The organism is Bradyrhizobium sp. AUGA SZCCT0158 (assembly GCF_018130065.1).
Taxonomy (GTDB): Bacteria; Pseudomonadota; Alphaproteobacteria; order Rhizobiales; family Xanthobacteraceae; genus Bradyrhizobium.
In genome coordinates this window covers 49,238-69,577 of the sequence record NZ_JAFCME010000013.1, presented here as the reverse complement: position 1 = coordinate 69,577, position 20,340 = coordinate 49,238, and the positions used below count along the sequence as shown (strand labels likewise).

Below are 20,340 nucleotides of genomic sequence, written 5' to 3'. Positions count from 1 at the left end.
TTGGATCATCGCTTGCGCCAGACGAACAGTCCGGACATCGCGTAGTTCCAGACCACGCCCATCAGCGCGCCCGCCGCTCCCGCCAGCCACCAGATCGGCTCCTGGTCGTAGACCGAGAACGCGACGCCGACATTGGCGAACAGGCCGACGCTGCAGACGAGGTAAAACAGCAGCAGGCCGCGCAGGATGGCAAAGCCCTTCAGGCGTTGATCGCGATAGGTGAGAAAATTGTTCAGGATGAAATTGCTGGTCATCGCCACCAGTGCGCCGACGGCCTGCGACTCCGCAAACGGCATGTTGAAGAGCTGGTTCGCGATGAAGAGCGCCGCGAGATGCACGATGAGGCCGATCGAGCCGACCATCGCAAACAACAGAAAGCGCAGCGAGACCACGTCGTGAGTGAACTTGGCCAGCACCAGACCCAGGAAATCCAGCGCCACCATCGAATCGAGCTTGCTCTCGCCGTGCTGGCGCGAGCCGAAGGTAAAGGGAACCTCGACCGTGCGCAGCTTGCCCTGCGCGGTCGCGACGATATCGAGCAGGATCTTGAAGCCCTGGATCGAAAGCTGTGGCGCCAGTTGCTCGAAGCGGTCGCGGCGGATCATGAAGAAGCCGCTCATGGGATCGGCGATCTCGACCTTGAGCACGCGCCTTGCAACTTCGGTCGCGAGCGCGCTTATGCCGGCGCGTCCCTTGTTGAAACTGTCGGCGCTGCCGCCCTCGACGTAGCGGCTGCCGACCACAAGCTCGGCCTCGCCACGTTGCAAGAGGCCCACCATCTTCGGCAGCTGGGCCTCGTCGTGCTGCAGATCGGCGTCGATGACAGCCGCATAGGGCGCGCTGGCGGCGAGAATGCCCTCGATGCACGCCCCCGACAGGCCGCGCCGCCCGATCCGGCGGATGCAGCGGACGCGGGGATCCTTCTGCGCCAGGCCGCGCACCACTTCCCAGGTGCCGTCAGGGGAATTGTCGTCGACGAACACGACTTCCCAGGGGATGTCCTTGAGGGTCGCGTCCAGCCGCCGGTAGAGGACGGTGACGTTGTCGCGCTCGTTAAAGGTAGGGACGACCACCGAAAGCTGAGGCAAACCGGCGGCCTGCGACGGGTTTTCGGGGCCCGGTTTGATGGCTTGATTCATGGGGCCAGCGTATATCCGCAGCCGCTGGGGATGCCAAGACGCCGCCAGCACTAGTAATGGCGCCGCCAGCACCACCAACGGCGCCGCCAGCGCCACGAAAGACGGCGCCAGCAATCGAATCCGCCGCCAAAGCAGGGGCGCGGGACCGGGTTTCTGGACGGGGAAAACGGGCCAAAAAGACCCCCAAAATGCCAACGACCACGAACAGAGGGCGCGCGTACATCCGGCGCAGCCAAACTATTCATGGTCGTCCCAGCGCCGGAGCTTCTTAAGGCTCAACGTCGCCGTTACGAGCAAGATAGGGATGCCAGGGGCCTTCCGCAAGGGGTGGCCTAACCCCTCGCCCTGCGTCAGTTAATTCGGCACTTCCCGGATCACCGGTCCCCGTGGTGCGGGCGCCGCGGGCGCCATCTGGGACGGTTGCTGGACGGCGGCGGGCTTCGGCGCCGGCTTGCCAAACTGCCCGATCGGCCCATAGGCGATCGCAACCACCAAAACGATCGAGGCGACAATGGCACCCAAGATACCGGCTATCGACTCAGAATTCATACCCGACAATCCCCCGTCTGATCGGGAATCAATATCACGGAAGGCCGGAATGGTGGAATAGGCTGGCGAAAGCCGCCTTGGCTACTTCGACGCGGCTTTGCGCCTTGCGAACGCCGTCACGATGTCCTTCTGGGCGAAGGCGATGGCATCGTTGGCCGTCGTCAGGTTCGCGCCCGCATCCTTGTCCGGGGACTGGATCGCGAGAAAGCCGACCAGCGCCACCCGGAAATTCTGCCGCTCTGATGCACAGGCGGCTGCGATCAAGGCGCCAAATTCCTGTTCCGGCATGTTCTTGTTGCTCTCCCGCGGATACTCGCGGGCCAGGCAGTTCCAGTAGGCGTCGCGCCCCGAAACCGCCAATTTGCGCGCCTCACCAACTTCGTCGGCGAGAACAGGGAAACTCGTCATCACGACCAATGCGGCGATCAGGATGCGCATCCTTTTCTCCATTCTTGTTTTGCGTAGCCCGATCCCTGATCGAGACAAGCGTGCACAGCACGGATTCAGCGAGTTGGCCAATCACGATTGATTTGGCTGGTCGGAGTACGAGCTGTCGGAAAAGGTGCCGGATCCGCGATCAACGCATATCAGGAGCTTGTGCCGTGGCGCGCGCTTCGCTTTGACGCCGGCCCGGCCCCGCGCATGTAATGCCGCTCCGGCCGATAGCGGCCGGACCAGTTTCGCATCATCCTGCGGACGAATGTCGACAGCCATTGGAAGATCGCCATCGGAAGCTCCTTCTCGTTCCGCGTTCTGAAATTCAGGCGCCGAGCTGGCCGGTCAGCCGCTCGTGGAACAAGGAGCTGCGCTGGTCGAGTCCAACGAACGTGACTGACGCGCCATGGTCGCGGTATTTGGTTTCAATCGAATCCAGCGCCGCGACGCTCGAAGCGTCCCAGATCTGGGAATAAGTGAGATCGATCATGACGTGCTTGGGATCCGCGCCGTAGGAGAAGCGCTCGACGAGGTCGTTGCTGCTGCCGAAGAACAGCGGCCCATGGACGTGATAGCGAACCGAAAGGCCGTCTTCGCTGAGCGTGCGGTCGGCCCGGATGACATGGGCGACCCGGCGCGCGAACAACACCATCGCCAGCAACACCCCGACAGCGATCCCGATCGCGAGATTGCCGGTGGCAACCGTGACGGCAACGGTCAGGACCATCACCAGCGTTTCCGGGATCGGCATGCGCCTCAGCGTCGTAGGCCGGATGCTGTGCCAATCGATGGTCTTGAGGGCGGCGATCATCATGACGGCGGCGAGCGCCACCATCGGAATTTGCGCCATCAGGTCGCTCAGCGCGGTGACCAGCACCAGCAGCACGAGTGCCGCGACTGCCGTCGATATCCTGGTGCGGCCCTGCCCGATCTTCACGTTGACCACGGTCTGGGCGATCATCGCGCATCCGCCGATGCCGCCATAGAACCCGGCCGCGATATTGGCGACGCCGAGCGCCCAGGACTCCTTGCCCTTGTGCGAGCGGGTGTCGGTCAGGTCGTCGACCAGCTTGGCCGTCAGCAGCGTCTCCAGCAGGCCGACAAAGGCGACGCTGAGCGCGGTCGGCCAGATGATGCTGAGCGTCTGAAGGTTGAGTGGCACGATAAACACCGTAAGGCCCGGCAGTCCCGGCGCCATGGCGCCCTCGCCGCCGACATTGGGCACGGTCAGATGCCCCACCATCACGATCGCGCTCACGACGATGATGGCGACCAGCGGCGCCGGCACGGCCGTAGTGAAGCGGGGCATGATGAGGACAACGGCGATCGTCAGCGCGAACAGCGGATAGACCAGCCATGGCACATTGAAGATGTGAGGCACCTGTGCGGCGAAGATCAAAATGCCGAGCGCATTCACAAAACCGATCATCACCGAACGCGGAACGAAGCGCATCACCCGTGCCAGTCCGGCAAGCCCGAAGACGATCTGGATGATGCCGGCAAAAAGGATGGTCGGCAGGATGTAGCCGACGCCATGCACCTTCACCATCGGACCGATCACCAGCGCGATCGAGCCTGCCGCCGCCGTGACCATCGCAGGTCGGCCACCGAGCGCCGACATCACCAGGCACAGCACGATGGAAGAGACCAGCGCCACCTTGGGATCGACGCCGGAGACAAAGGAGAACGAGATCACCTCCGGTATCAGCGCCAGCGCGGTGACTATTCCGGCCAGCGACTCGCGGACGAAAAGATTGGGGGCACGAAGCACCGCGCCGATCGACGGCGAGTCTTCAAACTGGAGTTGCGCGTTGGTCGTGGTGCTGGCGGCTTGCATGGGAAACTTCCGAAAGATGTTTGGCGGTGCTCCGGCCTTGCCGGTCGCGAAAGGGATTCTCGTCAGGTGCCCGGTGGTTGACGCACGACGCAGCGGAAGCCGATATGACAGGTGGAGGAATCGACGGTTTCGCCTTGGCGCGCCGACGGCCGGTAGCGCAGGCAATAATTCGGCGCGCACAGATGCGAACCGCCCTTCACCACGCGGCGCACGGATTTGTCGTCACCGGGCTTCGCATGGCAGCACGATTGCTGTTGCTGCTCCTGCTCGGCGCCATACGGGCTCGACGTCCACTCCCAGGTGTTGCCGACCATGTCAAACAGGCCGTAGCCGTTGGCCGGAAACGCATCGACCGGCGACGTGCCCTCGTAGCCGTCGTCGGCCGAATTCTGGTAAGGGAAATGGCCCTGCCAGGTATTGGCCATGAACTGCCCGTCCGGATTGGAGGCATCGCCCCAGGGATAGACCTTGCCTTCCAGACCGCCGCGCGCGGCGAATTCCCACTCCGCCTCGGTCGGAAGCTCCTTGCCGGCCCACGCCGCATAAGCGAACGCATCTTCATAGGCGACATGCACGACCGGATGATTTTCGCAGCCTGCGATCGAACTCTCCGGCCCCTGCGGATGCCGCCAGTCGGCCCCGGGTTTGTATTCCCACCAGGCGAGGTTGTTGCGCAGGTTAACCGGACGATCGGGCTTCTTGAACACCAGCGAGCCCGGCACCAGCATTTGCGGATCGGCGTCGGGATACATCGAAGGGTTCGGCGGGCGTTCGGAATAGGTGACGTATCCGGTCGCTTCGACGAATTTTTGAAACTCGGCATTGGTGACGGGATAGGTGTCAATCCAGAAGCCATCGACGGAAGCGGGACGCACCGGGCGTTCTTCCCGATAGAAGCTGTTGGAGCCCATCAGGAAAGAGCCGCCCGGGATCCAGATCATGGAATCGCGGTTGATTGTGTCAGGCGTTACGCCCGTGTTTGGTTGGCCAGGGAGCGAGCAACAGCCCGCTCCCCGGCGATTGCCGGCTGCACCCTGCGCGACGTCGGCCGCTATCGTCGGTGCAGACATCGTCCTCAAGCCTTCTGGCGCTGCTTCGGCACGAAATCGAGAGCCGCGCCTGGCGGAATCAGCTCCTCCTTCTTGGCGCTCTCCTCGAAGTCGCGGATGATGCGCTGTGCGTGCTGCATCACCCACCAGCGAACGTAGCGCTGGTTGACGGCGTCACGCTCCTTCGGGTCTTCCTTCAGATGCGTGATGCGGGCAAATCCGAGCGCCAGCTCCGGATCATGGAAGTGCTGCTGCCGCTTGAAGTTGATCTTGAAGTCCTTCCACTTCACGGCGTGCAGTTCGTCCTTGAGCCAGACGATGCAGGACTCGCGGTTCGACGTTTCCTTCTTGCCGAGGAAGAACTCGCTCTGGTCGACGCCGTCGATCAGCCGATCCTTGGGTGCCTCGCAGCCGGTCATGGACAGCAGCGTCGTGAACATGTCGGTGACATGAACCATCTCGTTGCTTTCGGTGCCCGGCTTGATGTGGCCCGGCCAGCGGATCAACAGCGGCGTACGAATGCCGCCTTCCGCCGAACTGAAGTACGAGCCGTCGAAGAAGCCGCCGGTGCCGCGGCCGGCGAGATGGTCCTCGGCGCCGTTGTCACCGCACATCACGACGATGGTGTTGTCGCGAACGCCGAGTTCGTCGAGCTTGTCGAGCAGCACGCCGAAATCATGGTCCAGCATCAGCAGGCAATCGCCCCAGTCGCCATTGGTGCTCTTGCCGACGAATTCGTCGCGCGGGCTCATCGGGAAGTGCATCAGCGAGTGGTTGAAGTAGCAGTAGAACGGCTTGTCCGCCTTGACGGACTTTTCCATGAACTTGATGGCACGCTTCTGGTACTCGAGGTCGCAGGTCTTCTTGGTGTCCATGGTGAGCTGCTCGTCGAGCAGCGGCCAGGCACCCTTGCCCTTGACGCCTTCATGCATGTGCGAGAAGCCGTCGCGCTCCGCGACATAATGCGGGTCGGTCAGCCACATGCATTCGTCATAGGTGCGCAACGGGCCGTACCATTCGTCAAAGCCGTGGTCGGTCGGGAAGCGGCCGTCCTCGGCGCCGATGTGCCATTTGCCGTAGATCGAGGTCGCATAGCCGGCATCCGACAGGATGGTGCCGATGGTGCGTTCCCACTTGACGATGCCGCCGCCATTGCCGCCGAGCGCGATGGTGTGGTTGCCCGAGCGGATCGGGAAACGGCCGGTCATCAGCGCCGAACGCGTCGGCGTGCACTGCGGCTCGACGACGTAGTGCGTCAGCTTCGCGCCTTCCTTTGCGAACTGATCCATGCGCTTGGTATCGGCGCCGCGCAGAATGCCGCCGCCGTAGCAACCGAGTTCGCCCATGCCCAGATTGTCGACATGGAAAAACAGAATGTTTGGTTTCTTTGCCATTGAATGCTCCGATTTGATGGACGCCAGGCGTGAGTCATCGTTGACGCGCGCGCCTGTTTGCGGCCGTGCTTGATTGCTGTGATCGATTTTTAGGGTTCGCGCCTGTCAGGCCGCGACGTTCAAGTTACTTCAGAAGATTTCGCCTACTCCTTTCGGTCCCACTTTCATTCCAAAGCCAGATAGGCCTCGATCCTTGATCTCCGGCGCCATAGCGGCGAGCGACTCTTCGCGGATCAGGCCCTTGAGCTCCTGAACCAGGTTCATGAACTCCGGCGTGTCGGTCATCTCGGCCGTTCGTGGCCGCGGCAGCGGCACCTTGATGACAGCCTTGATGCGGCCCGGCCGCGCGGTCATGACGTAGATGCGGTCGGAGAGGAAAATCGATTCCTCGATGTCGTGCGTGATGAACAGCACCGAGATGCGGAACTGCTGCCAGATGTTGGTGAGGATCTCCTGCATCACGACCCGCGTCTGCGTGTCGAGTGCGCCGAACGGCTCGTCCATCAGCAGAACCTGCGGGCTGGTCGCCAGCGCGCGGACGATGCCGATACGCTGCTTCATGCCGCCGGACAGCTGGTCCGGATAATGGTTTTCGAACGAGAGCAGCCCGGCCAGATCGAGCAGCGCCCGCGCCGTGGTGTTGCGCTTGCTTTGCTCCACCCCGGCCATCTTGAGGCCGAACTCGACATTCTTGCGGACCGACAGCCACGGAAACAGCGAGTATTGCTGGAACACGACGCCGCGGTCTGAACCGGGCTTGGTGATCGCCTTGCCATCGAGCAACGCCTCGCCGCGGGTCGGCTTGACGAAGCCGGCGACGATGCTGAGCAAGGTGGACTTGCCGCAGCCGGAAGGCCCGATCAGCGAGACGAACTCGCCCGGCTGCACGTTGAGCGAGACATTATCGACGGCGACGACCTTGTTGTCGTTGGCACCGAACGTCACGCCCATATCGCGAACGTCGATGAAGCCCTTGTGGGTTTCGGCTTCAGTCATGGTCATGCTCATCGCCGGCCTCCGGGTGCGAATGCGAGCCAGGGCATCAGGAGGACGCCAACCATCCGGATGATGCCGCTGCACGCCAGTCCAAGGACACCGATCGTGATCATGCCGAGCACGATCGCGGGATAGTCCACCAGTGAGTAGGCTTCCCAGGTGAAGTAGCCGACGCCGAACTGGCCCGAGATCATCTCGGCGGCGATCAGCGAGACCCAGGCCACGCCCATCCCGACGGCAAGACCGGTGAAGATGTGCGGCAGCGAGCCAGGCAAGATCACGTTCATGAACAGCCGGATCTCGCTGGCGCCGAGACAGCGCGCCGCCCGTACCAGCACGCCATCCAGTGAATGGACCCCGTGAATGGTGTTGAGCAGGATCGGAAAGAACGCGCCGATAAAGGTAATGAAGACGATGCTGGCCTCGTTGTTCGGCCACAGCATGATCGACATCGGCACCCAGGCGATCGCCGGAATCGGCCGCATGATCTCGACGACAGGCATGAAGAAGTCACGCACGCGCTGGTACTTGCCGATCGCCAGCCCGAGCGGCACGCCGATGATCGTCGCGATCATGAAGCCGAGCAGAATGCGTCGCACGCTCATGGCGATATTGAAGAGGTATTTGTTCGACAGCCCGACCTGCGTCAGCTGCTGATACACCTCATAGGGCGTCGGAACGTTCTTGAAGCGGATGTAGAATTCCAGCCTGTACTTGGTGCCGAGATACCAGAACAGGAACAGGGCCCCGATCGAGATGCAGGCAAGCAATGCCGTGACCATCCGCTCGCGAGTCACGTATCCGAGCAGGCCCAGAAACACCTTGGTCAGCGAGACCGTGGGGATCGGCTCCGGTTCCGGCACCGGAATTTCCGCTGCGGGCATTTGGGCTGCTGAGGCTTTCACCTCCGCTGCCACCGGCTCAGGATCGGCGTGCTTGTCGACCATAGGGAGCGCCACAATCTTGGCTGTTGCCGTGCTGCCCATCGGATTCCCCTACTGCCCCAGGTTGATGGCGCCGAGGACTTCGGCATAGGTGGCAAGCTTGCCGCCATTCTTGGCCGCATAGGCTTCCGCATCCTTCTTGAGCAGGAACGGCACGACATCCGGCTTCTTCGGATCCTGGCCGCCGACCGAATAGAACGCGGCGTCGGCGAACACCTTGATGCCGAGCTCGCGGTCGACCAGATAGACGGCGTTGAACTTCTTGCCTTCGGAGCCGTACTTCTTCACGCCGAGCAGCGTGCAGACCGGTGAGCTGAACGGCACGATGTCGCCGCCCTGGATCCAGATCTCGCCGGTTTGCAGGGGATTGTTGACCGGCGCGTTGCAGACCGGATCGGTGCCGGTGACGTTATAGGTGTCATACGAAGCGAGCTGCTTGTCGTAGTCGAGCCCTAGTTCCTTGTAGGTCGTCCGTACATAGCTGTCGTTGACCCAGGCGCCGATGTTCAGTTCCTTGATCATGTTGAGCTTCTGCAGGATCGCGTAGTTGGCGCCGACAGCTTCGACCCATTTCGGCTTTATGGTCGCATCGAGCGTGTGCACCCCGCCGGGACCCAGGAAGATGTAGATCACTTCCTTGTTGATCTTAGTCCACTCCTCGATCTTCTCGGCCGCAAACTTCGGGTTCTTGCGCATCCAGTCGTTCGCCTCCATCAACGCCTTGATGTAGGCCACCACGATCTCCGGATATTTCTCGCCGAAATCCTTGCGCACGACGACGCCGTGGAAGGTCGGCACCTTGGTTTCGGCGCCGTCATAGATCTTGCGGGCAAAGCCTTTGAACGGCAGCAGTTCGGCGAACGGCACGAAGTCGCCATGCGCGTCGATACGCTTTTCCTGCAGATTGGTGGTGCCGACTTCCGGCGATTGCGAAACCAGGCTCCAGAAATCGGGCGGCAGGCCGCGCTTCTGCAGCGAGGTGAGCATCATGCCGTGCGCGGCGGAGCCGAACGGCACCGACACGTTCTTGCCCTTGAGATCGGCGAGTTCGTAGAACGGCGAGTCCTTGTGGACGACGATGCCATTGCCGCCGCCATAGGCGTTATAGGCGATGATCGCGACGAGCTGCGTTTCGTTCTTGGTCGCCTGCCCGGTGGCGCCATTCACCATCAACGGGTAGTCACCCATCATGCCGATCTGGATGTTGTTGGCCATCATGCCGTTGGTGATCGGCGGACCGGAAGTAGCGTTCTGCCAGCTCAGCTTGTACTGGATGTCCTTGTACTTGCCGGTCTTCGGCAGGTGCTTCTCCAGGAGTCCAAGCTCCTTCAGCACGACGCCGCCGGTCACGGTGTTGGTCGTCGTATTCTGTGTGCCGATCCCGATCTCGAGCGTCTGCGCGCTCGCCTGTCCGGGCGCCAATGCGATGGCTGCCGCAGCGATCAAGGGAAGGAGGCCAGAGAGTTTAGACGCAGGGCCGATGCTCATGAGACAAATCCTTTCGAACCAAACTGTGCGGTGTGACTTGCATGGCCCATGCTGAATCCCCCGGCCGCAGCGAAGGGCGGCAGGGTTACTCGGCGCTGAGCAGACTGACTGGCTTGATGACCTTGATGGTGCAAACGACATGCCATCAGACCAATCCTGACGGCGCGGACGGCTTTCGGTTCGCGAAGGCCCGGTTCGCGAAAAGCGTGGCTAACGAAGGGAGTGGTAGGCGTCATTTGCCGCTAACTCGCTTGCATCCATCACGGACGTGATTACGTCCGGTCAGCAAGTTCTGAACGGCCTCCCCAGAATCCGAAACGACGAACGCTTCGAACCAGCAACCTATTGCTAAGAAATTTGCGGATGCTCAATTAATGAACAGAATTTGCGCCCGTCTTGGTTATCCGGCGGGCTAAATGTCTATTAATTAGTCATTGCAACCAGACGGGACTCAGCCCGCCAGGCGTCTGGAGGCCCGCCGATATCAGCGGCGGTTTGACGCGGGACTCGCTTGGTCCCTCGCCTCAGATGTCGTCAGAGACCGCGGCCTTGGCGAGCTTGCCGTCGCGGATATCGCTCAGCCTATCCGCGTCCTTGATGACGAGGTTTGAGCCGTGCGCGTGCAGGATTCCCAGCTCGGTAAATCGCTTCAGGCTGATGGTGACGGATTGGCGCGTCACACCGGTCATGTGCGCGAGATCGGCATGCGTGAATGACGCCGCAATCAACGACCCCTCGCGCTCCTCAACGCCGTACAGGTTCATCAGATGCAGCAGCAGTTGCGCCAGCCTTTCGGTCGGCGAGCGCGTCCCGAGCATCTGGGCGAGTGCCGAATAGCACTGGCCCTTGAAAGTCAGGCCCTCGATGATTCCGATCGCGAGCGCGGGGATCGTGAGCACCATCCGGCGCAGGATATCGCCCGGCAAATGCAGCACGGTACTGTTGACGGCGGCGACCCCCGACCAGATGTGCAGGCCTTGCTTGAAGACCTCGGGGCCGCCGACGAAATTGCCGGAGTGCCAATAGGCGAGCGTGATCTCGCGGCCCGACGGGGCGATGTAGAACACCTTGATGCGGCCGCTCTCGATCAGGAAGATGCCGTCCTGCGGACTGCCCTGGCTGAACAGCTGGGCGCCGCGGTAGAGCACTTTTCGTTTTCCGGAGCCCAACACCTGCGCGATTTCAGACTCGGTGAGGCCGTGGAACAGCGACGGCGGCCCGCTCCGTTGCGTTCCACCATCGGTCATCAGCAAGGCCCCGAACTGGGCTTGCCCGCCGCCCTTGGTCTCTCGTTGCGATGGTTGATGCTTGCTTGTCATGTATCCGCTCGTAGCCAACTCCGAACCTGCGTCGATATGAACGGAAAAGTTCCTGGGCCTGCGGCCTGCTACGTTGCAAAGGTCTGCAATTGGCGCGCCAAGTTCTGCGTGATTGTCGGCCGAACCGGCGTCTGTGTCCATATATCGCGCCGCAGCGCCCGGCTTCTATCCCGCACTTCCGACGCATCTTTGCCTGCGGCAATCTGGCCAATTAGGGCCGATCTGGATTAAGATCGGCCCGCAATCATCCCTCCTTCGTAACGAGCCCCCGGTGAGCAAACCTGCAAAATCGTCCGCAAAAACCAGCGGCAACATTTTTATCGGCATCGGCGGCTGGACCTTCGAGCCGTGGCGCGGTGTGTTTTACCCAGAGAAGCTGACGCAGGCGAAGGAGTTGTCCTACGCTGCGTCGAAGCTGACCTCGATCGAGATCAACGGCACCTACTACGGCTCGCAGAAGCCGGAGAGTTTTCGCAAATGGGCGCGTGAGGTGCCCGACGGTTTCGTGTTCTCGTTGAAGGGACCGCGCTTCGCCACCAACAGGCGGGTGCTGGCGGAAGCCGGCGACTCCGTGAAGCGGTTCTATGATTCAGGCGTGCTTGAGCTCGGCGACCGGCTAGGCCCCGTGCTGTGGCAATTCGCGCCGACCAAGAAATTCGACGAAGCCGATTTCGGCAAGTTCCTCGAACTCTTGCCGCGCAAACTCGAGGGCCGCGCGCTGCGTCACGTGGTCGAGGTCCGCCACGACAGTTTTTGCGTGCCCGATTTCATCGCGCTGCTGCGAAAGTTCGAAACGCCCGTCGTGTTCGCCGAGCACGGTAAATATCCTGGTATTGCCGACATCGCGAGCGATTTCGTCTATGCGCGGCTGCAGAAGGGCAATGACGAACTAAAGACCTGCTACCCGCCAAAACAGCTCGACGCCTGGGCGAAACGGTTTCAAGCCTGGGCTTCGGGCAGTGAACCCGACGACCTGCCACGCGTCGATGCAGCCAAGCCGAAGAAGACGCCGCGCGACGTCTTCGCCTATGTGATCCACGAGGGCAAGGTGCGCGCGCCCGCGGGCGCGATGGAGTTGATCGAGCGGGTGAAGTAACCTCCTCGTCAGTCGAGCTTGATGCCGGCCTCGCGGATCAGCTTGGTCCAGGTCTCGTATTCGGACGCGACAAAGGCATTGAGCTTGTCGTCGGGCAGGTCCCAGACTTCGCCGCCGCTCTTCTCGAAGCGCTCCTTGAGATCGGGCAACGAGGCGCGGATATCGCGGCGCAGTTTTGCGATCACCTCCGGCGGCGTTTTGGCGGGCGCAAAGATTCCGAGCCAGGAATCGACGTCGAGCCCGGGAACGCCGGCTTCCGACATCGTCGGCACGTCAGGCGCCAGCGGGCTGCGTTTGGACGCCAGCACGGCGATGCCCTTCGCCTGCCCGGACTGCACATGGGGGAGGCCTGCCGCCATCGAGTCGAAGAACAGATCGATGCGGCCCGCCAGCAGATCGGTGAACGCCGGCGGCGACCCTTTGTAGGGCACTTCCAGCAGCTTCACGCCCGCAGCTTTCATGAAGGCCGCCGCTACCAGTTGCTGACCGGTGCCGACGCCGGCGGTCGCCACCGAGATCGAGCCCGGACTGGCTTTCGCCGCCGCGACGATGTCCGCCAGCTTGGGCTGCGGCAGATCCTTGCGGCCGACCATCACATAGCCGAACTTGTAGACCAGCGCGACCGGCACAAAATCCTTCAGTGGGTCGTAGCCGAGCTTGGAATACAGCGCCGAATTAAAGGCCATGTTGGAGAGCCCGCCGACGACAAGCGTATAGCCGTCCGGCTCGCTCTGGCTCGCGGCCTGTGTCCCGACGACGGTGCCGGCGCCGGGCTTGTTCTCGACCACGAAGCCCTGCCCCATGCGTTTCACAAGCACGTCGGCAATCTGCCGCCCGACCAGATCGTAGCTGCCGCCGGGACCGATCGGGACGATGATTTTCACGGGCCGGTCGGGATAGGTGCCCTGCGCCCGCGCCGCGCCGCCGCAAACCAGCAGCGCGACTGCGGCCATCCACGCCAGCGAGCGGCAAAATCCATGCATCGTATTTCCCCCGATATAACCGGCCATCAACAGGCGCTGTTTTCGCGACTATGCGATATGGCGCCCCCGGCGGCAACGCATCTGGCAGCCGGGCAGCTGCGGCATAACCTCCGCGGTTATGGAAATCCGTTGCGGGGTGACTTAGCCTGACGTCGGGACGTAACGGCGCCGGGACACCGACATGGCACGCAAGAATCGCCTCTTCACCATCGGTTATGAGCAGACGCCGGCGAAGGCCGTGCTCGATGAGCTGGAGAGCGCCGGCGTCAAGCTGCTGGTCGACGTGCGCGCGGTGGCCGCGTCGCGGCGGCCCGGCTTTTCCAAGAACCAGCTCGCGGCCGGCCTTGACGAGCGTGGCATTTCCTATCTGCATCTGAAGGGGCTGGGTACGCCGAAGACCGGCCGCGAGGCGGCGCGCAGCGGCAAGTTCGATCTATTGCACAAAATCTATTCCGCGCATCTGAAGACCACGCAGGCCAAGGAAGAACTCGACGAATTGTCGGCGCTGGTGAAGAAGTCCGGTCCGGTATGCATTCTCTGCTACGAGCGCGACCATCAGCAGTGCCACCGGCAATGGATCGCCGAGATCATCGAAGATCGCGACGGCGTGAAGGTGGAGAATCTGGCGGCCAAACAAGTATGACCTTAGCCGTCATTGCGAGGAGCGAAGCGACGAAGCAATCCATCCATCCGCATATGCCGCACTATGGATTGCTTCGCTCCGCTCGCAATGACGAAGCGATGCCCAATCTCTCACCCCTCGCCCGCCAGCCGGAACGTGCCTTCCATCATCTGCACGCTGGCGCCGCCGACATGGATCGACGAAATTGCGCCGTTTTGCTTGCGCACGCGCGTCAGCAACAGGCTCGGCCGCCCCATGTCGACGCCCTGGCCGATCGTTAGTTTCAATTCGCCATCTTTCAACGGATCGATGTCCGCGAGCAGCGCCGCGCAAGCGGCGGTGGCGCTGCCGGTGGCGGGATCCTCGGAAAGCCCGCTGGCGCCGGGATGAAACATCCGCGCCTGCAACTCGCAGGGTTTTTCGCCAGGCGGCACGTCGCGCGTATAGAAATAGACCGCATCGCTGCCATCGCACGGGAAGGTCTTTGCGAATCCCTCCGCATTCGGCCTCGCGCGGCGCAGCGCCTCGCGTGAGGTGAGTTCGACGGCGAGGAACGCCAGCCCGACCGAGATGATCTGCGGCGGATGCCGATCAACCTTCACGTCGCTCGCCGACAGCGACAGACAGGAAGCCGCCTGTTCGGCGCCAAGATGCGACATCCGCTTCAGCGGCTGCGGTGCCGTGAATTCGGTGCTGACGACCCTACCCTGCTCGGTCGCAATTTCGACCGGGACGAGGCCTGCCCCTTCCTCGAACAGCAGTCGCGCCGGCGGTTTTGCGGCCTGCGTCGCCAGCACGTAGGCGGTTCCGACATTGGGATGGCCGGCAAACGGAAGCTCGCGGTTCACGGTGAAGATACGAACCTGCGCGTCATTGGCGCCGTCGGCCGGCGGCAGCACGAAGGTGGTCTCGGAATAATTGAACTCGGTGGCGATCGCCTGCATCTGCGCCGTCGAAAGCCCGCCGGCGTCGAGCACCACGGCAAGCGGATTGCCACCGAAGGCGCGATCAGTAAACACGTCGACGGTGATGTAACGCCGTTGCATTGATATTCTCCTATGCCACTTTCCAGACCGTCACTGGCCGCTCATAGCCTCTGACCGGCACCTCGCCGAGCGCGACGGCATCGCGACATTCCTCTCCGAGCGCGTCGTGAACCGCCGCCGAGATCAGGAACTGCGAATTGAAATCCTTGTTCAGCGCCTCGAGCCGGCTTGCGAAATTCACAGTGTCGCCGATCACGGTGTATTCCTTGCGCCGCGGCGAGCCGATATTGCCGGCGACGACCTCGCCGACGTGAATGCCGATGCCGATGCGCAGCGGCCAGCTGGACGCCTGGTTGGCGCGTTCGTTCGCCTCAAGCATTTCGCGCGCGGCGGCCACGGCGCGGTGCGCGGCGTTACCCGCGTCGAACGGGGCGCCGAACAGGGCCAGGAAGCCGTCGCCCAGAAACTTGTTCACGATCCCGCCGTGGCGGTCGAGGATGTCGACCAGCACGGCAAACGCACCATCGAGGCGGTCCACCACTTCCTGCGGGGTGCGGGTGCTGGCGCCCGCGGTAAAACTGCGAAAATCGACGAACATGACCGCGACACGCCGGACTTCGCTGCCGGTCGCCGCACCCTCGGCCATCAACCGCTCGACCACCTGCGGCGAGACGTGCCGACCGAACAGGTTGGTGATGCGGTCGCGCGCGGTCGCGGCGAGAATGCTGGCTTCGAACTGCCGGCGCAATTGAACGCCGACTGCGCCCGCCAGCATCCCGCAAATCAGGATGATGACGCTGCGCACCGAGTGATAATACAGGTCCGGCGGCGGATCGGCGCTGCCGGCGCGATGGTAGAGCATCGCCATGGCCAGCAACTGGGCTGCGGCAACGAATCCGGTGAAGGTCGAAAGCCAGAAATCCAGCCGCAGCGTCGAGAGAATGACGAAGATGAAATAGGTCAGCGGCACCGCGAAGCCGAGCGCGTCCACCGGACCCATGCTGTCGATATGCATCGCCAAAGCAAGCGTCGGCATCGAGGTTTCGACCAGCGCACCGATATAGCGCCGGTACACCGGCAGGTCATGGTCCGTGCCAAGGTGCCGGGTGATGACAAAGTGGACCCAGAGTTCAAACAGAACGAACGGGACCAGGACGATGAAGAGCTCGCTCGGATCGAAGCGACCATGCCAGAGCTTCTGTATCGCATCGGGATCGAGGGCATGGACAATGAGAATCAGTACCCCGATCAGGACGGTGGTCCCGATCAGCGCCTTGATCCGGATCAGCTCGGTGCGCAGGATCTGCTGCGTCAGCGCGCGCTGAAAATCAGCCGACACCACCGGCTTCTCGCTTGTGTTGCCCCAGAAACCAAACATTTCCCCACCCTGTCATTCCGGGGCGATGCGCAGCATCGAACCCGGAATCTCGAGATTCCGGGTCTGGTGCTGGCGCACCATCCCGGAATGACGTCGCGTATCACATTCTGCATCAATCGAGCGTGCGACGGAAGCGGGTCACGGCGATCGTCATCGCCAAAAGCATCAGTGCAATGAGGGCAATGGTGTCGTACTGCAAATTCTGGATGGTCGCGCCCTTCAGCATGATGGCGCGGACGATGCGAACGAAATGCGTCAACGGCAGGCACTCGCCGATATATTGCGCCCATCTCGGCATGCCGGCGAACGGAAACATGAAGCCGGACAAGAGAATGCTGGGCAGGAAGAACATCATCGACAGCTGCATCGCCTGCAACTGGTTCTGCACGATGGTCGAGAAGGTGTAGCCGATCGCAAGATTGGTGGTGATGAACAGCGTCGTCAGCAGCGCAAGCGTGGCCAGGCTGCCGAGAATGGGTACGCCGAACAACAACACGCCGATGCCGATGATCAGCGTTGCCTGAACGAAGCCGACGATCACGTAAGGGATGATCTTTCCGAACATCACCTCGACCGGCTTGATCGGCATCGACAGCAGGCTCTCCATCGTGCCGCGCTCGATCTCACGGGTCACCGAAAGCGCCGTGAAGATCAGCATGGTCATGGTCAGGATGGTGCCGACCAGGCCCGGCACGATGTTGAGCCGCGAGGACGCCGCCGGGTTGTAGCGCGAATGGGCGCGGATCTCGAACGGCGTCGATGGCGGGTCGCCCGCCTGCAGATCGTGCGCCAAGGCGGTCTGCACGATGCCGTTGAGCGTGCCCAGCGCCGAGCCCGCCGCCACCGGATCGGTCGCATCGGCGGCGACCAGCAATGCCGGGTGATCGCCGCGCCGCACCGCGCGCTCAAAGCCGCGCGGGATTTCGACGCCGAACAGCACCTTGCCCGATTGCAGGAGATCGTCGAACTCGGCGACGCTGTGGACCTCATGCGTAAAGCGGAAATAGGCAGTGTTCTCCATCGCCTTGAGAATCGAGCGCGCCAGGTCGCTGTCTTCCTGCAGCAACACCGCGGTCGGGAGATGGCGCGGCGTGGTGTTGATCGCAAAGCCGAACAGCACGAGCTGCATCACCGGCAGCATCACGATCATCGCGAACGAAACGCGGTCGCGGCGGAGCTGGATGAATTCCTTCACCAGCATCGCATAGCTGCGCCACCAGAAACCGAATGACGGCTCCCGGACATTGCGGCGTGCGCTGTTTGTGTCGGTCGTAGTCATTGGAAATTGTCCTTTGAGCGGCTCATCAGATCGATGAACACGTCTTCCAGCGACGGATCTCCATGCTGCCAGTTCCACCCCCTGTTGTCCCTGTAGGGCGCGACGCTGGATTCGAGTGCGGCCTGGTCGCGGCCGGAAACGTGCAGGCTGGTGCCGAACGGCGCCACCATGTCGACGCCGGGCTTGCCTGACAGTTCAGCGGCAAGACCATTGAGATCGTCGCCCGTGACCGTCCAGGTCGACAGCGCCGATTGCGCGATCACCTCGTCGACCGTGCCATGCGCCAACAGATTGCCGTAGGCGATATAGGCGATCTCGTGACAGCGCTCGGCCTCGTCCATGTAGTGGGTGGAGACCAGCACCGTCAGGCCGTCGGCTGCGAGCGCATGGATCTCGTTCCAGAAATCGCGCCGCGCCTTGGGATCGACACCGGCGGTCGGCTCGTCCAGCAGCAGCAATTGCGGGTTGGGCAGCGTGCAGGCGCCGAGCGCCAGCCGCTGCTTCCAGCCGCCGGAAAGCTCGCCGGCAAGCTGTTCCTCGCGGCCGCTCAGGCCGATGCGCTGGATCATGTCGCGCGCCGCTTGCCGCGCGTTGGGCAGGCCATAGAGCCGCGCCACGAACTCCAGGTTTTCGCGTACCGAGAGATCCTGATACAGGCTGAAGCGCTGCGTCATGTAGCCGACCTGGCGCTTGATCTTGTCCGCCTCGCGGCGGATGTCGTAGCCGAGGCAGGTGCCCTCGCCGGAATCCGGCGTCAGCAGGCCGCAGAGCATGCGGATGGTCGTGGTCTTGCCGGAGCCGTTGGGGCCGAGGAAGCCATAGATCGAGCCGCGCTTGACCTGCATCGAGAGGTTTTGCACGACCGCTCGGCCGCCAAACGATTTCGACAGACCCTCGACATTGATGGCAACATCCGGCGCGGTCGATGGGGCTGAATTCATCGCTTGTCCGCCACCGGTATCGGCGCATTGACGAACACGCTGATCGGCTGGCCGACGCGCAGACTGGCCGGCTTGTTCGGTCGCGCCTGGATCAAATAGACGAGCTTGTTGCGTTCATCGAGGCTGTAGATGACCGGCGGGGTATATTCCGCCGTCGTCGCGATGAAGTAGATCTTTGCGGTGAGATCCGCCGCGCAATTGTCGCAGGTCACCTTGACCTCGTCGCCGATCGCAAGCTTCGGCAATTGCGTCTCCGGCACGAAGAAACGCAGCTTCATGTTGCCGGGCGGCATGATCGACAGCACCGGCCGCTGCGCCGGCACCATCTCGCCTTCGCGGAAATATATCTGCTGAACGGTGCCGGAGACCGGCGCGAAACCGTTGCGCCGGGCCAGCCGCGTCTGCGAAGTGTTGACGCGCGCCTCCGCCACGCGCAGCGCCGAGACCGCGGAGTCGAGATTGGCCTGGGTGCCCGAACCGGTCTTGCTTAGCGATGCCGCGCGGTCATAGGTCTGCTGAGCATTGGCCAGCGTCGCATTGTTCTGGTTGAGATCGGCCTTCTGCAGATCGTCATCGACCGAATAAATCTGCATGCCGGGTTTCACCTCGTCGCCCTCCCGCACGCTGAGCTTGGTCACGCGCCCGGATTCGTCGGGGCTGACGAAGATCATGTCGGCTTCGACCCAACCCTGAAAGCCGGGATCCTTGCGCTCCTTGCAGCCGGCCAGCACGGCGGCCAGCACGAGCGCGGCGAAAAGGCTCGTTATCCGCGACGAGGTCATGTCGTCCTCCGCTCGCCAAAAATCAGATCGAGATGAACGCGAAACATCTCGTTCGCATCGAGTGGCGCGTGTTTGCTGAACAGGCTTTGCCAGATGATCGCGACGATGGCGGGCGCTACCAGGATCTGCGGAAAGCGCGCCAAATCCTTCTGCTGGATTTCGCCCCTGATGACGCCGAGTTCGATCAGCGCGCGCATGCCGGCGATCCCCTTCGAGACCACTTCGCGGTAGTAGAAATCGGCGATTTCGGGGAATCGCGGCCCTTCGGCAACGATCAGGCGCACGATGTCGCCGCGCCGCGTCGTCACCACGTCATGGATGAACGCCCGGGCGAAATTCTCCACCATGTCGCGGATCGAGGCACCGGCCGGCGGCGGCCCCGCCGTAGCAAGACGGTTGACCACCGGAACGATCGCCGTCCTGATCAATTCCTCGAACAGCGCTTCCTTGTCCTTGAAGTGCAGATAGATCGTGCCCTTGGCGACGCCTGCCCGCTTGGCGACGTCGTCGAGCCTTGTGGCCGCAAAGCCTCGCGCGATGAATTCATCCATCGCCGCCTCGATAATGGCCTCGCGGCGCTCGGCGGCGCGTTCGGCCCGGTTCGAAGCGGGCTTTGAGGGCTCAACCTTCGCCGAGACCACCTTTGGCGTCCTGGCGTCGGCAGCCCGGCTCACAACCCGCTTTTTGGCGGGCTTGGTCGGGCGTGGGGTGTTGGGGCGTATTTTGCTCATGATTTATATATGACTGACTGGTCAGTCATTGTCAATCCCGCATTGAAGCCGTCATTTTCACGTCGCCGTGAGTCCCCCTCCGCCGTCATACCCCGCGCATGCGGGGTATCCAGTACGCCGCGGCTCCTCGGTTCTATCGCTGACGTCTCTGGAATACTGGATCACCCGCCTTCGCGGGTGACGACAACTGGATGTGCGTCCGCCTTCTCGCGGCACGACATGTCCGAATTTTTGGCAATCGATCATCCTCGATGAGAGCGCAGGGGATACCGGGTGCACGCTGCACCCGCAGGCTCGTGCGCTAATCACGCAAAGAAGCACACCACTACGCCGCTGCGCCAATCTGTCCCGCCTTTCGCGCATGGCGGAAGCCCGACGATGCGATACCCTCT

Annotated in this window: 19 protein-coding genes; 2 read left to right on the top strand and 17 right to left on the bottom strand. The window is 62.5% G+C overall.

From position 1 onward, the window contains the following. Positions 1–5: 5 nt before the first annotated feature. From JQ574_RS19715 to JQ574_RS19670, 10 genes are all read right to left on the bottom strand, one after another. Entirely contained in the window at positions 6–1,139 is a 1,134-nt protein-coding gene (locus tag JQ574_RS19715; protein ID WP_212204691.1) for a glycosyltransferase family 2 protein, read from the bottom strand. Between the two features lie 354 nt (positions 1,140–1,493). Further along, positions 1,494–1,688 (bottom strand): hypothetical protein, encoded by a 195-nt coding sequence (locus JQ574_RS19710; protein ID WP_192734088.1) that lies wholly within the window; start codon positions 1,686–1,688, stop codon positions 1,494–1,496. 81 nt (positions 1,689–1,769) lie between these two features. Next, complete coding sequence (locus JQ574_RS19705) at positions 1,770–2,126, bottom strand: hypothetical protein (protein ID WP_212204688.1); 357 nt, start codon at positions 2,124–2,126, stop codon at positions 1,770–1,772. Between the two features lie 322 nt (positions 2,127–2,448). Continuing rightward, complete coding sequence (locus tag JQ574_RS19700) at positions 2,449–3,960, bottom strand: SulP family inorganic anion transporter (RefSeq protein ID WP_212383783.1); 1,512 nt, start codon at positions 3,958–3,960, stop codon at positions 2,449–2,451. A gap of 62 nt (positions 3,961–4,022) precedes the next feature. Next, the gene (locus tag JQ574_RS19695) at positions 4,023–4,901 is read right to left on the bottom strand and encodes a formylglycine-generating enzyme family protein (protein ID WP_212204683.1); all 879 of its coding nucleotides are present in this window, start codon (positions 4,899–4,901) and stop codon (positions 4,023–4,025) included. A 134-nt stretch (positions 4,902–5,035) separates the two neighbouring features. Continuing rightward, a complete protein-coding gene (locus tag JQ574_RS19690; RefSeq protein WP_249119459.1) occupies positions 5,036–6,403 on the bottom strand; it encodes an arylsulfatase in 1,368 nt (455 codons plus the stop codon). Positions 6,404–6,532: 129 nt separating this feature from the next. Further along, on the bottom strand, positions 6,533–7,405 hold the full coding sequence (locus JQ574_RS19685; RefSeq protein ID WP_249119458.1) for an ABC transporter ATP-binding protein: 873 nt from the start codon (positions 7,403–7,405) through the stop codon (positions 6,533–6,535). Positions 7,406–7,407: 2 nt separating this feature from the next. After that, on the bottom strand, positions 7,408–8,385 hold the full coding sequence (locus JQ574_RS19680) for an ABC transporter permease (RefSeq protein ID WP_249119457.1): 978 nt from the start codon (positions 8,383–8,385) through the stop codon (positions 7,408–7,410). 9 nt (positions 8,386–8,394) lie between these two features. Continuing rightward, positions 8,395–9,831 carry an ABC transporter substrate-binding protein gene (locus tag JQ574_RS19675; protein ID WP_212204681.1) on the bottom strand — a complete coding sequence of 479 codons (1,437 nt, stop codon included), beginning with the start codon at positions 9,829–9,831 and terminating at the stop codon, positions 8,395–8,397. A 524-nt stretch (positions 9,832–10,355) separates the two neighbouring features. After that, positions 10,356–11,078: a Crp/Fnr family transcriptional regulator gene (locus JQ574_RS19670; protein ID WP_249119479.1), complete on the bottom strand. Its 723-nt coding sequence runs from the start codon at positions 11,076–11,078 to the stop codon at positions 10,356–10,358. A 343-nt stretch (positions 11,079–11,421) separates the two neighbouring features. Here JQ574_RS19670 and JQ574_RS19665 point away from each other — a divergent pair, with 343 nt between their 5' ends. Next, the gene (locus tag JQ574_RS19665) at positions 11,422–12,246 is read left to right on the top strand and encodes a DUF72 domain-containing protein (protein ID WP_212204675.1); all 825 of its coding nucleotides are present in this window, start codon (positions 11,422–11,424) and stop codon (positions 12,244–12,246) included. Positions 12,247–12,254: 8 nt separating this feature from the next. Here JQ574_RS19665 and JQ574_RS19660 read toward each other — a convergent pair whose 3' ends face one another. Beyond that, complete coding sequence (locus JQ574_RS19660) at positions 12,255–13,229, bottom strand: tripartite tricarboxylate transporter substrate binding protein (protein WP_212204672.1); 975 nt, start codon at positions 13,227–13,229, stop codon at positions 12,255–12,257. A 181-nt stretch (positions 13,230–13,410) separates the two neighbouring features. Here JQ574_RS19660 and JQ574_RS19655 point away from each other — a divergent pair, with 181 nt between their 5' ends. Beyond that, on the top strand, positions 13,411–13,872 hold the full coding sequence (locus JQ574_RS19655; protein ID WP_212204669.1) for a DUF488 family protein: 462 nt from the start codon (positions 13,411–13,413) through the stop codon (positions 13,870–13,872). Between the two features lie 110 nt (positions 13,873–13,982). Here JQ574_RS19655 and JQ574_RS19650 read toward each other — a convergent pair whose 3' ends face one another. From JQ574_RS19650 to JQ574_RS19625, 6 genes are all read right to left on the bottom strand, one after another. Then, on the bottom strand, positions 13,983–14,897 hold the full coding sequence (locus JQ574_RS19650) for a PhzF family phenazine biosynthesis protein (protein ID WP_212204666.1): 915 nt from the start codon (positions 14,895–14,897) through the stop codon (positions 13,983–13,985). Between the two features lie 10 nt (positions 14,898–14,907). Beyond that, positions 14,908–16,215: an adenylate/guanylate cyclase domain-containing protein gene (locus tag JQ574_RS19645; protein WP_212383782.1), complete on the bottom strand. Its 1,308-nt coding sequence runs from the start codon at positions 16,213–16,215 to the stop codon at positions 14,908–14,910. A 112-nt stretch (positions 16,216–16,327) separates the two neighbouring features. After that, the gene (locus JQ574_RS19640) at positions 16,328–17,494 is read right to left on the bottom strand and encodes an ABC transporter permease (RefSeq protein ID WP_212204660.1); all 1,167 of its coding nucleotides are present in this window, start codon (positions 17,492–17,494) and stop codon (positions 16,328–16,330) included. After that, positions 17,491–18,435, bottom strand: a complete 945-nt coding sequence (locus JQ574_RS19635; RefSeq protein WP_212204651.1) for an ABC transporter ATP-binding protein — start codon at positions 18,433–18,435, stop codon at positions 17,491–17,493. Before JQ574_RS19635 ends, JQ574_RS19640 begins: the two co-directional genes overlap by 4 nt. Further along, positions 18,432–19,217: an HlyD family secretion protein gene (locus JQ574_RS19630; RefSeq protein WP_212204642.1), complete on the bottom strand. Its 786-nt coding sequence runs from the start codon at positions 19,215–19,217 to the stop codon at positions 18,432–18,434. Before JQ574_RS19630 ends, JQ574_RS19635 begins: the two co-directional genes overlap by 4 nt. Next, positions 19,214–19,948, bottom strand: coding sequence for a TetR/AcrR family transcriptional regulator (locus JQ574_RS19625; RefSeq protein WP_212204640.1), 735 nt, complete (start codon positions 19,946–19,948; stop codon positions 19,214–19,216). Before JQ574_RS19625 ends, JQ574_RS19630 begins: the two co-directional genes overlap by 4 nt. Between the last annotated feature and the right edge of the window lie 392 nt (positions 19,949–20,340).

Excerpts from the sequence above, each read along its gene's own strand:
- JQ574_RS19680 (WP_249119457.1), bottom strand. The coding sequence starts at position 8,385 with ATGGGCAGCACGGCAACAGCCAAGATTGTGGCGCTCCCTATGGTCGAC.
- JQ574_RS19710 (WP_192734088.1), bottom strand. The coding sequence starts at position 1,688 with ATGAATTCTGAGTCGATAGCCGGTATCTTGGGTGCCATTGTCGCCTCG.
- JQ574_RS19625 (WP_212204640.1), bottom strand. The coding sequence starts at position 19,948 with ATGAGCAAAATACGCCCCAACACCCCACGCCCGACCAAGCCCGCCAAA.
- JQ574_RS19675 (WP_212204681.1), bottom strand. The coding sequence starts at position 9,831 with ATGAGCATCGGCCCTGCGTCTAAACTCTCTGGCCTCCTTCCCTTGATC.
- JQ574_RS19700 (WP_212383783.1), bottom strand. The coding sequence starts at position 3,960 with ATGCAAGCCGCCAGCACCACGACCAACGCGCAACTCCAGTTTGAAGAC.
- JQ574_RS19695 (WP_212204683.1), bottom strand. The coding sequence starts at position 4,901 with ATGATCTGGATCCCGGGCGGCTCTTTCCTGATGGGCTCCAACAGCTTC.
- JQ574_RS19660 (WP_212204672.1), bottom strand. The coding sequence starts at position 13,229 with ATGCATGGATTTTGCCGCTCGCTGGCGTGGATGGCCGCAGTCGCGCTG.
- JQ574_RS19670 (WP_249119479.1), bottom strand. The coding sequence starts at position 11,078 with ATGACCGATGGTGGAACGCAACGGAGCGGGCCGCCGTCGCTGTTCCAC.
- JQ574_RS19705 (WP_212204688.1), bottom strand. The coding sequence starts at position 2,126 with ATGCGCATCCTGATCGCCGCATTGGTCGTGATGACGAGTTTCCCTGTT.
- JQ574_RS19635 (WP_212204651.1), bottom strand. The coding sequence starts at position 18,435 with ATGAATTCAGCCCCATCGACCGCGCCGGATGTTGCCATCAATGTCGAG.
- JQ574_RS19715 (WP_212204691.1), bottom strand. The coding sequence starts at position 1,139 with ATGAATCAAGCCATCAAACCGGGCCCCGAAAACCCGTCGCAGGCCGCC.
- JQ574_RS19685 (WP_249119458.1), bottom strand. The coding sequence starts at position 7,405 with ATGACCATGACTGAAGCCGAAACCCACAAGGGCTTCATCGACGTTCGC.
- JQ574_RS19630 (WP_212204642.1), bottom strand. The coding sequence starts at position 19,217 with ATGACCTCGTCGCGGATAACGAGCCTTTTCGCCGCGCTCGTGCTGGCC.
- JQ574_RS19650 (WP_212204666.1), bottom strand. The coding sequence starts at position 14,897 with ATGCAACGGCGTTACATCACCGTCGACGTGTTTACTGATCGCGCCTTC.
- JQ574_RS19645 (WP_212383782.1), bottom strand. The coding sequence starts at position 16,215 with ATGTTTGGTTTCTGGGGCAACACAAGCGAGAAGCCGGTGGTGTCGGCT.
- JQ574_RS19690 (WP_249119459.1), bottom strand. The coding sequence starts at position 6,403 with ATGGCAAAGAAACCAAACATTCTGTTTTTCCATGTCGACAATCTGGGC.
- JQ574_RS19655 (WP_212204669.1), top strand. The coding sequence starts at position 13,411 with ATGGCACGCAAGAATCGCCTCTTCACCATCGGTTATGAGCAGACGCCG.
- JQ574_RS19640 (WP_212204660.1), bottom strand. The coding sequence starts at position 17,494 with ATGACTACGACCGACACAAACAGCGCACGCCGCAATGTCCGGGAGCCG.